The sequence below is a fragment of the Streptococcus sp. CCH8-C6 genome, assembly GCF_001557225.1.
In the GTDB taxonomy this organism is placed as follows: Bacteria; Bacillota; Bacilli; order Lactobacillales; family Streptococcaceae; genus Streptococcus; species Streptococcus sanguinis_C.
In genome coordinates, this window is sequence record NZ_LSJN01000064.1 from 59,471 (window position 1) to 73,422 (window position 13,952).

Genomic DNA, 13,952 nt, shown 5'->3' on the forward strand with positions numbered 1-13,952 from the left:
AAAAAACAGGGAAGGAAGAAACATGCTCAGAGCAAAAGATATCACGCATGCTCATAAAGTGTTAAAAGATGTGGTTGTCAATACACCTCTTGACTATGACCACTATTTGTCAGAGAAGTACCAGGCTAAGATTTACCTAAAGAAAGAAAATATGCAGCGGGTACGCTCTTTTAAACTCCGCGGGGCTTATTATGCCATTTCTCAACTTAATGAAGAGGAACGTCATCGTGGGGTTGTCTGTGCTTCTGCGGGAAATCACGCCCAAGGAGTGGCCTATACTTGTAAGGAAATGAAAATTCCAGCAACTATTTTTATGCCCATCACGACTCCTCAGCAGAAGATTGGCCAAGTCCGCTTCTTTGGCGGTGAATTTGTGGATATCAAGCTGGTTGGAGATACCTTTGATGCTTCGGCTAAGGCAGCGCTTGACTATACTAAGGCTGAAAACCGCACCTTTATCGATCCTTTTGACAATGAAGATGTCCAAGCGGGTCAAGGGACTGTAGCCTATGAAATCTTAGACGAGGCCAAGAGAGAAGCTATTACTTTTGATGCAGTTTTGGTACCAGTTGGCGGCGGCGGCCTGATATCAGGAGTCTCAACCTATATCAAAGAAAGTCAGCCAACTATTGAAGTCATTGGTGTGGAAGCCAACGGTGCCCGCAGTATGAAAGCAGCCTTTGAAGCAGGTGGTCCAGTCAAGCTCAAAGAAATCGACAAATTTGCGGACGGCATAGCAGTCCAGAAAGTCGGTGCGTCAACCTATGAGGTTACACAAAAGAATGTTCAAAATCTTATCGGTGTAGATGAAGGGCTTATTTCAGAGACCATTATTGACCTATACTCCAAGCAAGGGATTGTCGCAGAGCCAGCTGGTGCGGCAAGTGTTGCTGCTTTGGAAGTGCTGAGCGAGTATATCAAGGGGAAGACTATCTGCTGCATTATCTCAGGTGGAAACAATGACATCAACCGTATGCCAGAGATGGAAGAACGGGCACTTATTTATGATGGTATCAAGCATTATTTCGTGGTTAACTTCCCACAGCGTCCAGGTGCCCTGCGTGAATTCGTAAATGATATTTTAGGGCCTAATGACGATATTACTCGTTTTGAATATATCAAGCGGGCAAGCAAGGGAACGGGGCCGGTTTTGATTGGTATTTCTCTGGCAGATAAGCATGATTATGCTTCTTTGATTAACCGTATTGAGCAGTTCGATCCATCCTTTATCAATTTGAACGGAAATGAAACACTCTATAATATGCTGGTCTAATTATAAAAATATTTTAGCCTAATTTTTATGTTTTTGTTTGAAACTACAAATTAGATATGGTAGAATATATTGTAGTGAATCAAGGAGGACTTGAACATGCTTTTTATTCCACTCTTCTTTATCATATTGCTTATAATATTTATATTCTTAATACTTAGTGCGGTTTATGTGGTTCGTCAACAATCTGTAGCAATCATTGAACGGTTTGGACGTTATCATAAAACTAGCAGCAGCGGCATCAATTTTCGTCTTCCATTAGGAATTGACAAGATAGCGGCTCGTGTTCAGCTACGTTTGTTGCAGAGCGAAATTATCGTTGAGACTAAGACACAGGATAATGTTTTCGTAACTATGAACGTTGCGACTCAATATCGTGTAAATGAAAACAACGTGATTGACGCTTATTACAAGCTTATGCGGCCAGAAGCTCAGATTAAGTCCTATATTGAAGATGCCCTTCGTTCCTCAGTTCCAAAACTGACCTTGGACGAGCTCTTTGAAAAGAAGGACGAAATTGCCCTAGAAGTCCAAAAGCAGGTGGCAGAAGAAATGTCGACTTATGGCTATATTATTGTTAAAACATTAATCACTAAGGTTGAACCAGATGCAGAAGTTAAACAGTCTATGAACGAAATCAATGCGGCGCAGCGTAAGCGCGTGGCTGCTCAGGAATTGGCCGAAGCGGATAAGATTAAGATTGTGACCGCTGCTTCTGCGGAAGCTGAGAAAGACCGCCTGCATGGTGTTGGTATTGCCGAGCAACGGAAGGCCATTGTGGATGGTTTGGCAGACTCGATCAAGGAATTGAAGGGTGCCAATATTGAGTTGACAGAAGAGCAGATTATGTCTATTCTTTTGACCAACCAGTACCTGGATACGCTGAATAATTTTGCAGATAGTTCGGGTAGTAATACCATCTTCCTTCCAGCAAATCCAGAAGGTGTTGAAAGTATTCGAACTCAGATACTTTCAGCTCTCAAAGCTAAGTAAAGAAAATTCTGAATTATTTATTTTTTTTGAAAGTAGTCTGTTTAAGTTGACAAACTGTTAAAAAACAATTATAGTTAATACTATAACTAGATAGAGAGGAGTAAGAAATGGCTAAATCTAATTTCGAGAAAGTAGAAACTGTTGTTAGTTGGGTACGTGATAAGAAGATCACCGGTTACCGTATTAGTAAAGAAACAAATGCACGTGAAATGTCTATCATTGCTCTTGCTCAAGGACGTGCAAAAGTGAAAAATATCTCTTTTGAAACAGCTCTTGGCTTGATTGATTTCTACGACAAAAACCATGAAAAATTTGAAGACTAAACTTCAAAATTGTGCAACCGATATTGCTCATTAAATAAAAAAAGGAATCTGGACTTGGATCCAGATTCCTTTTTGCTTTTGAAAATAGAAGTAATTTAGCTGAGGAAGCGCTGCAGGAATTCTTTGGTTCTTTCTTCTTTGGGATTGGTGAAGATATCCTGCGGGCTGCCAGTTTCAGCGATGACGCCCTTGTCCATAAAGATAACACGGCTGGAGACATCACGGGCAAATTCCATTTCGTGGGTTACGACTATCATAGTCAGTCCTTCCTGAGCCAGTTCTTTCATGATTTTCAGAACTTCACCAACCATTTCAGGGTCGAGGGCTGAAGTCGGCTCGTCAAAGAGGATGGCATCAGGATTCATGGAGAGGGCGCGGGCAATAGCGACCCGCTGTTTCTGACCGCCTGAGAGTTGCTTAGGCTTGGCCTGCCAGTATTGCTCGCCCATGCCAACCTTGTTGAGGTTTTCTTTGGCAATTTTCTCGGCTTCTGACCGTTCTTTTTTCAGGACAGTTGTCTGAGCGACGATGGTATTTTCTAGGACATTAAGATTCTCGAAGAGATTGAAAGACTGAAAGACCATGCCCAGCTTTTCACGGTAATGGGTCAAGTCGTAATTCTCGTCCAGGACATTCTTGCCGCGATAGAAAATCTGTCCGCCAGTTGGTGTTTCCAGAAGGTTAATGGAGCGCAGGAAGGTTGACTTTCCGCTGCCGGAGCTACCGATGATGGAAATCACTTCTCCTTTATGAACGGTGAGGGAGATGTCCTTGAGGACTTCGTTTTCACCGTAGGACTTTTTGAGGTTTTTAATTTCTAAAATGGTTTCTGTCATGATTTTACTTCTCCTGTCTGCATTTGATTGGCACCTGTCGTGTAGTTGTCTGTGTCGAAGCGTTTTTCAACATAGCGCAGGATGCGTGTCACGCTGAATGTCAGGACAAAGTAGATTACAGCGATAATGGTAAAGGTTTGGAAATATTGGTAGGTCTGGGTAGCAATAGTATTTCCAGAGAAATAAAGCTCAACAACTGAGATAACGTTCAACACGGATGTATCCTTGATATTGATGACAAATTCATTACCAGTTGCAGGCAGAATATTACGGACGACCTGAGGCAGAACAATCTTGCGCATGGTCTGACCATGAGTCATACCCAGTGCTGTTGCAGCCTCGAATTGCCCTTTATCAACGGCAAAGATACCACCGCGGACAATCTCGCTCATATAAGCTCCGGTGTTGATAGAGACGATGAAAATAGCAGCGATAGTCCGGTCGATAGAAATTCCAAAAGCCTGAGCTGTTCCGTAGTAGATAACCATGGACTGAACAATCATGGGAGTTCCGCGGAAAATCTCAATATAGACATTTAAGAACCAGCCAAAGATTTTTTGCAGTGATGCTAGGAGTTTATTCTTAGAAGCTGGTGCCGTCCGATAAACGCCAATCAGCAGTCCGATGATGAGGCCTGCAATGGTTCCTGTAATCGAAATGAGTAGAGTCAAACCAGCTCCGCGTAGGAATTGAGGCCAGTTTTCAGCCAGAATCTTAGCTACTTGACTGAAGAATGATTCCTTAGCTGCTTCACTATCCGTATCAACAGGCTGTTTCTGAATCATCTCATCCATCAGCTTAACTTGGTCATTAGTAGAAATCTTAGCGATAGCTGTATTAGCTTGCTCGATACGGTCGTCATCCTTGCGCATCCCAATAGCAATGGAAGCATCCTCTTCGCCAACTTCAAAGCCTTTCTCAAATTGAATCATTTTGAAGTTGGAGTTGGCAGTCTCGGCGGTCAAGGCTTCTGGCCGCTCAGAGATATAGCCATCAATAACCCCGGATTCCAAGGCTTGACGCATCTGAGCAAAATCGCCCATAGCTGTTTCTTTTTTGGCGTCAGGCAGCTGGTCAATGAGATTGTAGAGATAAACTCCTTGCTGGGAAGTGACTTTAGCGTCTTTGAAGTCTTCTAGAGTCTTAGCGGATGCATATTTTCCATCTTTACGAACTAGGAGAACTGGTTCGCTGGTGTAGTAACTGTTGGAAAAGGCGATTTCCTTTTTTCGCTCGGCAGTTGGACTCATACCCGCAATAATCATGTCAATCTTTCCGGAGGTCAGAGCAGGAATTAAGCCGTTCCAGGAAGTCTTGACAACCAGAGGTTCCTTGCCCATCTCTTGAGCAATTTTTTTGGCAATCTGCACATCGTATCCGTTGGCATATTGGTTGGTGCCTTCGATTTTTACAGCACCGTTGGAATCGTCATCCTGAGTCCAGTTGAAGGGCGCGTAGGCTGCTTCCATACCGATTCTCAGGTAGTCATCGGCCTGAATAACATGGATCGTTCCTAAGGTGACCAGGAGGGCTGTAAATAAAGTGAGTAATAATTTCTTCATGGGTTTCTCCTGCTTATCTAATAATAGTTCTTCCTATTCTATCGAAAATTACCGTTCTTTTCAATCCTAGTAAGCCCTTACTTGATAAAAATGATATAATAGAACAAAATATCTGTAAAGAGAGGTTGAGTATGAAACGATATTTTTGTCTCCTATTAGTCTTATTTTCCTGTCTTTGTTTTGGTCAGGTTGTCTCGGCTGTTGACTATGATATTGAATCCTATCAAGGCGATCTGGCCTTGCGTGAGGACAATACAGCTACCTACACAGAGAAAGTAACCTACAAGTTTAATGACGACTATAACGGTCAAATTGTGTCGCTGGGCTCTGCTGGAAAGATGCCCAATGGCTTTGCCATTGATGGGAATCCGACGGTCTCGGTTCTGACGAATGGTGAGCCAGATATGGACATTAACCCCCAAGTCAAAGACTTGGGAGATGGCTATGAGGTCAAAATCTATAATTCAGGAAACAACGGTGACAGAGTTGTTGTTACTGTGACTTGGCAGCTGAGAAATCTCCTTTTTCTTCACAAGGATATTGCTGAGCTCAACTGGACTCCTATCAGCGACTGGGATCAGGGGATAGAAGAAGTCGTTTTGACAGTTTCTGGCTTGAGCAATCCAGATAAGAGCGAGCTTTTTGCTCATAGTGGCTACTTTGGAACCCAGCCTTTCGTGGATAAGGATGGCACCGACTATCTGGTCAAACTCAATGGAATTGGCTCGGGTGATAATGTCGAGCTCCACGGCTATTGGGATCGACAAGCGGTCTCTCTTGTGTCCCAGAATGAAGACGAGAGCGACTACTTGCCAACCTTTAAAGCTCAAGAAGAAAAAATTGCCCGCAAGACGGTCTTTTACCGGCAACTAGGAGAAATTTATATGCCCTTGCTGCTCCTATGTGCCATCCTTGCAGCGGCTATTCTTTATTTTGTCTTTGCCCAGAAGATCAAGCCTAAGCAGTCTTATCCCAAGAATGCCCGTCTATATGAGGCTCCTCAGGACTTGTCTCCTCTTGTCTTGGCGGAAAATATTTACGCGGTGGACATGGAGGATGTCGATCCGACTAGGGGCGGCAAGGCAGTGCTGAACTTTGAAAACATGGTTCAGGCGACTTTGTTAGACTTGCTGGATAGGGGCAATCTCCTCCTGCAGGGAGATGCTGAAAATCCTGTTCTGCAAATAGCGACCTATGATGGACTGGCGGACTTTGAAAGACGTTTTCTGGGCATGGCTTTCAACAAACAATCCCAAGCCAGTGTGAAAGATCTCTTTTCAGCCTATCAAATTTCAGAAGATATTTATAAGCACAAGTCTTCTGCGGATGAGTCCTATATTCGTAACATTGGTAGTAATATCAAGTCCTTATTTACTAACAGTTTGCGCTCCTTATCTAAAGAAGTGCGCTCTGAAGGCAAGCGTTTGGGTCTCTTTAGTCACTACCGGCCTCTTAAAGTTCAGGAAAAGAGATTACTAATTACTGCCATTATTCTAGCTAGTGCTGTTTTGCTGTTTTCTCTTGGATTTTTATTTGTCTACTTGGGCGCTTTTGGAGGCTTTATCTGGATATATATTCCCTTAGCACTGATGGGGCTTGTTTTGATTTGCATTTTTGCTAGTAAGGCGCAGCTTTATTGGCGAGATGGCGTCCTGAATGATGAAGGCGCGCATGATTACTATCTGTGGCGAAGTTTTTCCAATATGCTGCGAGATATTGCTCATCTGGACAATACAGAAATTGAAGGTATTATCCTTTGGAACCGTCTCTTGGTCTATGCGACCCTCTTTGGCTATGCAGATCGTGTCAGCCGTGTCATGGCTCTGCGTCAGATTCGCTTGCAAAATCCATCTATGGACAGCTATGTTCAGGCTAACTTGCACTATGCCTTCTATAGCAGTATGCACAGTTTCTCAAACTACGGCCATGTAGCCACCACAGCCAGCAATTTCTCCGTCTCATCTGGCGGAAGTTCAGGTGGTGGGTTCTCCGGTGGCGGAGGTGGCGGAGGCGGTGGAGCTTTCTAATAGACAAGCCCTCGCCTATCCAGAAAAGTCTTATTACTGGCTTTTCCTAGCATTGAAATTGTGATATAATAAGACCTAATACTCTTTGGGAATTTAAATGTGACTTTCCTTGAGTAAACCCTTGTTTCAGGAGTATTCTATGTTTATCATTGAAATTTTTATCTCTATTATTTACGGAATCATCGAAGGAATCACAGAATGGCTGCCGATTTCCAGTACAGGGCATCTGATTTTGATTCAAGATTTTATCCAGTATAAAAATCAAAGTCCAGCCTTTATGGAAATGTTTAATGTCGTTATCCAGCTGGGAGCTATTTTGGCGGTTGTTGTCATCTATTTTGATAAGCTCAACCCTTTTAAACCAGGCAAGTCAGCACGTCAGGTTCAAAAGACTTGGCAACTTTGGGCTAAGGTCGTCGTGGCAGCCTTGCCGGCTGCTGTTATCGGCTTATTCTTGGATGATTGGTTTGAAGCGCATTTCTACAATCTGGTCTCTGTATCAGTGATGCTGATTGTCTATGGGGCGGCCTTTATCTATCTGGAAAGGCGCGAGCATGAGGAGCCTGCTGTGACAGATTTAGCTTCTCTTCCTTACAAAACTGCCTTGCAAATTGGTCTCTTTCAGATTCTAGCTCTCTTCCCTGGAACTAGCCGTTCTGGTGCCACCATTGTCGGTGGTCTCCTGAATGGTGTCAGTCGTTCTGTCGTGACAGAGTTCACTTTCTATTTGGGGATTCCTATTATGTTTGGCGCTAGTGGCTGGAAAATTCTCAAGTTCATCAAGAATGGGAACAGTCTGGGATTTGGGCAAATCTTTTTGCTCTTAGTTGCCATGGGGGTGGCCTTCGGTGTCAGTCTAGTCGTGATTCGTTTCCTGACAGACTACGTCAAAAAGCATGACTTTACAATTTTTGGGAAATATCGGATTGGCCTAGGCGGCGTGCTTCTGGTTTATGCAGCATTCAAAGCCTTGATGGGATAAAAGGGGGAGATTTTAATGTTTCCCTGACTCTCTCATGTAGTGAAATAAGAAGCTCTCGGAATTTTCTGAGAGTTTTTTCTTGCAACCTCCATTTTCAGACCAATACTAGCTATTTTTTGAAATACGGGGGATTTTTTAGTATAATAGTAGGACTAGAAGTGTATGAGGTAGAGATATGGAAATGAAACAGATTAGTGATTCGACCATAAAAATCACGATTCAGCTGGAAGATTTGGAAGAGCGCGGCATGGAAATGGCCGATTTCTTGGTCCCCCAAGAAAAGACGGAAGAGTTTTTCTATACTATCTTAGATGAGTTGGAAATGCCGGATAATTTTTTGGACAGCGGTATGCTGAGTTTCCGTGTGACGCCTAAGCCAGATAAGGTAGATGTTTTTGTTACCAAGTCTAAATTAGATAAGAATCTGAGTTTTGAGGATTTGGCAGATCTGCCAGACATGGATGAGCTGTCTCATATGTCTCCAGATGAATTCCTCAAGACATTGGAAAAGAGCATTTTTGAAAAGAGTAAGGAAGACATAGAAGCAGTCCAATCTTTGGAAACAGCCGAAGCAGAGGAAGGGGCGCAATTTTCTCAGCAGGCGGCCGATGAGCAGTTGACAGAAAATGCAGAGCGTTACATTTACTATATCCTGCGTTTTGAAGATATTAAGGCTGCTGCGGCCTTTGCCCAGACGGTGGACTATAAGATTGACTTATCAGAGCTTTATAAGCATGATTCTGCTTATTATTTGACGATTTTAGTAGATGTTGAGGGTTTTCCAGAGCGCTATCCAGCTTGGCTCTTGGCCAAGATGCGTGAGTTTGCAGATGATTCAGATATCACTCGGGCGGTGCTTCAGGAGCACGGTCATCTGCTTTTGGTGACAGATGCGGTCTCCGGCCTGCAGAAGGTTGAATGCCTATGATTACTTTTCCGTTAAAGTTTATCTTGGTATTGCTGGGAACTTTTTTTATCGGGGTGATTCTGACGCCCTTGGTTCGGCTCTTAGCCTTTAAGATTGGTGCGGTAGATTATCCCAATGCTCGCCGCATCAATAAAAAGCCCATGCCTAGCAGTGGCGGGCTGGCGATTGTAGCGGCCTTTTCTATCTCTACTCTGCTCTTGATGCCACAGATTGTTGCTGTAGATTTTTTTGGACAGACCTATTTTGATTATGTTTGGCCGGTCGTGATTGGTGGTTTGATTATTGCCTTTACAGGGCTGGTCGATGATATCAAAGAGCTGTCGCCTATGCTGAAAATGGGGGGAATTGTTCTAGCGGCCAGCCTAATCTGGTGGCTGACGGATTTCCGATTGGATGATTTTAAGCTTCCTTTTGGCGGACCTTTCCTGCATTTTGAGCCTTGGCTGTCCTATATTTTGACAGTGGTGTGGATTATTTCTATCACCAATGCGGTTAATTTGATTGACGGTCTGGATGGTCTGGTGAGTGGGGTGTCCATCATCTCCTTGGTAACGATGGGGATTGTTTCTTACTTCTTTTTGCCCCAGCACAATCTCTTTTTGACCCTGACAATTTTCGTCTTGGTCTTGTCAATTGCGGGTTTTTTCCCTTACAATTACCACCCGGCTATCATCTATCTTGGTGATACGGGGGCTCTCTTCATCGGCTTTATGATTGCCGTCTTGTCCTTGCAAGGGCTAAAAAATGCGACGGCTGTTGCGGTGGTGACGCCTATGATTATCTTAGGAGTGCCGATTACGGATACTTTTCTGGCGATTATCCGCCGTACTCTATCTGGTCAGAAATTCTACACGCCTGACAAGCATCATCTTCATCACAGACTCTTATCCTTGGGATTGACCCACCGCGGGACAGTGCTGGTTATCTACGGGATTTCGCTGGTCTTTGCCATGATTTCTCTCTTGTTGAATGTTTCCAGTCGAATTGGTGGCGTGCTCTTGATGATAGGCTTACTTCTGGGTGTTGAGCTCTTTGCTGAGCTGGTCGGAGTTTTGGGGCCTAATCGTACTCCTTTGCTCAATATTCTCCGCTTTATTGGCAACTCCTACTACCGTGAGGAAGTTCGGCGGAAATGGCGTCAAAAGAGGAATAAATAAGAATAGCTCTAAACAAAATAAAAGCCTTTTGGGCTTTTTTTTGGTATACTAAAGTATGTAAATCAGCTAAGCAAAGAAAGGAAAAAGAAATGTCTGTCTTAGAAATTAAAGATCTTCATGTTGAAATCGAAGGGAAAAAAATTCTCAAAGGGGTGAATCTCACTCTGAAAACGGGAGAGGTCGCAGCTATTATGGGCCCAAATGGAACAGGGAAGTCCACCTTGTCTGCAGCAATTATGGGCAATCCTAACTACGAAGTGACTCAAGGAGAAGTGCTTTTTGATGGAGTCAATATCTTAGAATTGGAAGTGGATGAGCGTGCTCGCATGGGACTCTTCCTGGCTATGCAGTACCCTAGTGAAATTCCTGGTATTACTAATGCAGAGTTTCTACGTGCAGCTATGAATGCTGGCAAAGAAGATGAGGAAAAAATCTCTGTCCGCGACTTTATCATGAAGCTGGATGAAAAGATGGAACTGCTCAACATGAAAGAAGAAATGGCTGAGCGCTACCTCAATGAAGGTTTCTCCGGTGGTGAAAAGAAGCGTAACGAAATCCTGCAGTTGCTCATGCTTGAGCCGACTTTTGCGCTCTTGGATGAGATTGACTCGGGACTGGATATCGATGCTCTTAAGGTTGTGTCCAAAGGGGTTAATGCTATGCGCGGTGAGGGCTTTGGTGCTATGATTATCACTCACTACCAACGCCTGCTCAACTATATCACTCCAGATGTAGTTCATGTCATGATGGATGGTAAAGTCGTTCTTTCTGGCGGTCCTGAATTGGCAGTCCGTTTGGAAAAAGAAGGCTATGCTAAATTGGCTGAAGAGTTGGGCTTCACCTATACCGAAGAAGCCTAGTCAAACATTCTTTTGACTTTGATAAAAGATAGGAGAATGACATGACTAAAGAATTGATTCAAGAATTTTCACAGCTACATGCAGAGCCAGATTGGCTCTTTCAACTGCGCCAGCAGGCCTTTGATAAGATTGACCAGTTAGAATTGCCGCGTATTGAGCGGGTTAAATTTCACCGTTGGAATCTGGGTGACGGCCGTATTTCAGAGAGTGAGCCGCTGACAAGTGTTCCAGACTTTACAGCCCTAGATGACAATCTCAAGCTTGTCCAAGTGGGAACTCATATTGTTTTGGAGCAATTGCCAGCTGACTTGGCAGCACAAGGTGTGGTTTTCACTGATTTCCACACTGCCTTAGAAGAGATTCCAGAGCTGGTAGAGAAGCATTTTATGTCTGCGGTCAAGTACGACGAGGACAAATTGGCAGCTTACCACACTGCCTATTTCAACAGCGGTGCCGTTCTTTATGTGCCGGACAATGTTGAGATTGACCAGCCAATTGAAGGAATTTTTTATCAGGACAGCGAAAGCGATGTTCCTTTTAACAAGCATATTTTGATTATCGCAGGCAAGCATTCCAAGGTTAACTACTTGGAACGCTTGGAAACTTACGGCGAGGGCTCTGTCCCAGTAACAGCCAATATCACTGTCGAAGTTATTGCTCAGGCTGGAGCTCAGATTAAGTTTTCAGCTATTGATCGCTTGGGCGAAAATGTAACAGCTTATATCAGCCGTAGAGGTAAGCTGGACAATGATGCCATGATTGACTGGGCTATCGGCGTTATGAACGAAGGCAATGTTGTGGCTGACTTTGATAGCGACCTTTATGGCAAGGGCAGCCATGCGGATATGAAAGTAGTGGCTCTCTCAAGTGGCAAGCAGGTTCAGGGGATTGATACCCGAGTAACTAACTATGGCTGCAACTCTATCGGAAATATCCTGCAGCACGGGGTTATCCTAGAAAAAGGAACCCTGACCTTCAATGGTATCGGCCATATTATCAAAGGTGCCAAGGGAGCAGATGCCCAGCAGGAAAGCCGAGTTCTCATGCTGTCTGACCAGGCTCGTTCAGATGCTAATCCAATCCTCTTGATTGATGAAAACGATGTGACAGCTGGTCACGCGGCTTCTATCGGCCAGGTGGATCCAGAGGATATGTACTACCTCATGAGTCGGGGTCTTGATAAGGCGACGGCTGAACGCTTGGTCGTGCGCGGCTTCTTGGGCTCAGTGATAGTAGAAATCCCTGTTAAGGAAGTCCGTGATGAAATGATTGAAAATATCGATATTATTCTCGCAAAAAGATAAAAAGCTGGACCTTGTCCCGTAAAAGTAGATAGGAGTCTTCATGTCTGGATTTAACGCAGAAGCAATCAAGCAAGATTTTCCCATTTTGGACCAAATTGTCAATGATGAGCCTTTGGTTTATTTGGACAATGCGGCGACAACCCAGAAACCCAAGCAGGTGCTGGCAGCTATTGAAAACTACTATCTTAGAGACAATGCCAATGTGCACCGCGGTGTGCATACGCTAGCCGAGCGTGCGACAGCGGCCTATGAAGCAGCCAGGGAAAGAGTTCATTCTTTTATCAATGCAGCTTCAAGCAGAGAAGTCCTCTTTACACGAGGAACTACGACGGGCCTTAACTGGGCGGCTCAATTTGCGGCTGAAAGGCTGCAGCCTGGTGATGAAGTGATGATTTCGATTATGGAGCACCATTCCAATGTCATTCCTTGGCAGGAAGTTTGTAGGAAGACTGGAGCCAAGTTGGTCTATGTCTATCTCAAAGATGGTGCTCTGGATATGGAGGATTTTCGTGCTAAGCTCAATGAGCGGACAAAGTTTGTCTCTCTAGCTCATGCTTCTAATGTCCTTGGGGTCATCAATCCCATCAAGGAGATTGCCCAGCTGGTTCATCAGCGAGGAGCGCTTTTGGTGGTGGACGGTGCTCAATCCATTCCGCATATGAAGATTGATGTGCAGGATTTGGATGTGGACTTCTTTGCCTTTTCGGGACATAAGATGGCCGGACCTACCGGTATCGGCGTTCTCTATGGTAAGGAAGAATTGCTAGAGCAGATGTCGCCAGTTGAGTTCGGCGGCGAAATGATTGATTTTGTCTATGAGCAGGAAGCGACCTGGAAGGAATTGCCTTGGAAGTTTGAGGCTGGCACTCCGAATATGGCAGGAGCAATCGGTCTTGCGGCAGCCATTGATTATTTGGAAGACTTGGGTATGGATGCCATTGCCCAGCATGAGCAGGACCTGATTGCCTACGTATTTCCTAAGCTGCAGGCAGTGGAAGGTTTGACCATTTATGGCTCTCAGGATTTGGCCCAGCGATCAGGTGTGATTGCCTTTAACCTGGATGATCTCCATCCGCATGATGTCGCGACGGCTCTGGACTACGAAGGAGTGGCTGTTCGGGCGGGTCACCATTGTGCCCAGCCTTTGCTTACCTATCTACAGGTGCCAGCGACTGTGCGTGCCAGCTTTTATATCTACAATACCTATGCAGATTGTGACAAGCTGGTAGATGCTTTAGAAAAGACAAAGGAGTTTTTCAATGGCGCTTTCTAAGTTAGACAGTCTTTACAAGGCGGTTGTGACGGACCACTCGGCTCACCCCCATCACCATGGGAAACTGGAAGATGTGGAGCAGGTAGTCCTTAATAACCCAACCTGTGGCGATGTTATCAGCCTGTCAGTGAAGTTTAATGCTGAAAGTCAGATTGAGGATATTGCCTTTGTAAATTCTGGTTGTACTATCTCAACGGCTTCGGCCAGCATGATGACGGATGCGGTTCTGGGCAAGACAAAAGAGCAGGTGCTGGAATTAGCAGAAGTTTTCTCGCAGATGGTTCAGGGCCAGGAAGACAGTCGCCAGAAAGAATTGGGAGATGGAGCCTTTTTAGCAGGCGTTGCCAAATTCCCGCAGCGGATTAAGTGTGCGACCTTGGGTTGGAATGCCCTCAAGCGAGCAATTGAAGATGATAAAAAGTAAGAATGTGAAAGGA

General features: G+C 44.5%; 13 protein-coding genes. 11 read left to right on the forward strand and 2 right to left on the reverse strand.

The features are described from left to right. The first annotated feature begins 22 nt into the window (after positions 1-22). From ilvA to AX677_RS06765, 3 genes are all read left to right on the forward strand, one after another. On the forward strand, positions 23-1,273 hold the full coding sequence (gene ilvA / locus AX677_RS06755) for a threonine ammonia-lyase IlvA (RefSeq protein WP_060976595.1): 1,251 nt from the start codon (positions 23-25) through the stop codon (positions 1,271-1,273). 96 nt (positions 1,274-1,369) lie between these two features. Then, positions 1,370-2,263, forward strand: a complete 894-nt coding sequence (locus AX677_RS06760; protein ID WP_004193320.1) for an SPFH domain-containing protein — start codon at positions 1,370-1,372, stop codon at positions 2,261-2,263. A 107-nt stretch (positions 2,264-2,370) separates the two neighbouring features. Then, a complete protein-coding gene (locus AX677_RS06765) occupies positions 2,371-2,586 on the forward strand; it encodes a hypothetical protein (RefSeq protein WP_004193318.1) in 216 nt (71 codons plus the stop codon). A gap of 95 nt (positions 2,587-2,681) precedes the next feature. Here AX677_RS06765 and AX677_RS06770 read toward each other — a convergent pair whose 3' ends face one another. Continuing rightward, a complete protein-coding gene (locus AX677_RS06770) occupies positions 2,682-3,422 on the reverse strand; it encodes an amino acid ABC transporter ATP-binding protein (protein WP_060976596.1) in 741 nt (246 codons plus the stop codon). After that, positions 3,419-4,984, reverse strand: a complete 1,566-nt coding sequence (locus AX677_RS06775) for an ABC transporter substrate-binding protein/permease (RefSeq protein WP_060976597.1) — start codon at positions 4,982-4,984, stop codon at positions 3,419-3,421. The genes AX677_RS06770 and AX677_RS06775 overlap by 4 nt, the downstream gene beginning before the upstream one ends. A 131-nt stretch (positions 4,985-5,115) precedes the next feature. Between AX677_RS06775 and AX677_RS06780 the strand changes: the two genes are divergently transcribed. The 8 genes from AX677_RS06780 to sufU all read left to right on the forward strand — a co-directional run bounded on the left by AX677_RS06780 (position 5,116) and on the right by sufU (position 13,939). Beyond that, complete coding sequence (locus tag AX677_RS06780) at positions 5,116-7,011, forward strand: DUF2207 domain-containing protein (protein WP_060976598.1); 1,896 nt, start codon at positions 5,116-5,118, stop codon at positions 7,009-7,011. Between the two features lie 139 nt (positions 7,012-7,150). Then, on the forward strand, positions 7,151-7,993 hold the full coding sequence (locus tag AX677_RS06785; RefSeq protein WP_060976599.1) for an undecaprenyl-diphosphate phosphatase: 843 nt from the start codon (positions 7,151-7,153) through the stop codon (positions 7,991-7,993). A 175-nt stretch (positions 7,994-8,168) separates the two neighbouring features. Further along, entirely contained in the window at positions 8,169-8,921 is a 753-nt protein-coding gene (gene mecA / locus AX677_RS06790) for an adaptor protein MecA (RefSeq protein WP_048774117.1), read from the forward strand. Beyond that, complete coding sequence (locus tag AX677_RS06795; RefSeq protein ID WP_060976600.1) at positions 8,912-10,078, forward strand: glycosyltransferase family 4 protein; 1,167 nt, start codon at positions 8,912-8,914, stop codon at positions 10,076-10,078. The genes mecA and AX677_RS06795 overlap by 10 nt, the downstream gene beginning before the upstream one ends. A gap of 89 nt (positions 10,079-10,167) precedes the next feature. Next, positions 10,168-10,938, forward strand: coding sequence for a Fe-S cluster assembly ATPase SufC (gene sufC, locus AX677_RS06800; RefSeq protein ID WP_002893635.1), 771 nt, complete (start codon positions 10,168-10,170; stop codon positions 10,936-10,938). A gap of 41 nt (positions 10,939-10,979) precedes the next feature. After that, positions 10,980-12,242 (forward strand): Fe-S cluster assembly protein SufD, encoded by a 1,263-nt coding sequence (sufD, locus tag AX677_RS06805; RefSeq protein ID WP_060976601.1) that lies wholly within the window; start codon positions 10,980-10,982, stop codon positions 12,240-12,242. A 40-nt stretch (positions 12,243-12,282) separates the two neighbouring features. Then, complete coding sequence (locus tag AX677_RS06810) at positions 12,283-13,515, forward strand: cysteine desulfurase (protein ID WP_060976602.1); 1,233 nt, start codon at positions 12,283-12,285, stop codon at positions 13,513-13,515. Next, on the forward strand, positions 13,502-13,939 hold the full coding sequence (gene sufU / locus AX677_RS06815) for a Fe-S cluster assembly sulfur transfer protein SufU (protein WP_060976603.1): 438 nt from the start codon (positions 13,502-13,504) through the stop codon (positions 13,937-13,939). The genes AX677_RS06810 and sufU overlap by 14 nt, the downstream gene beginning before the upstream one ends. Positions 13,940-13,952 lie beyond the last annotated feature (13 nt).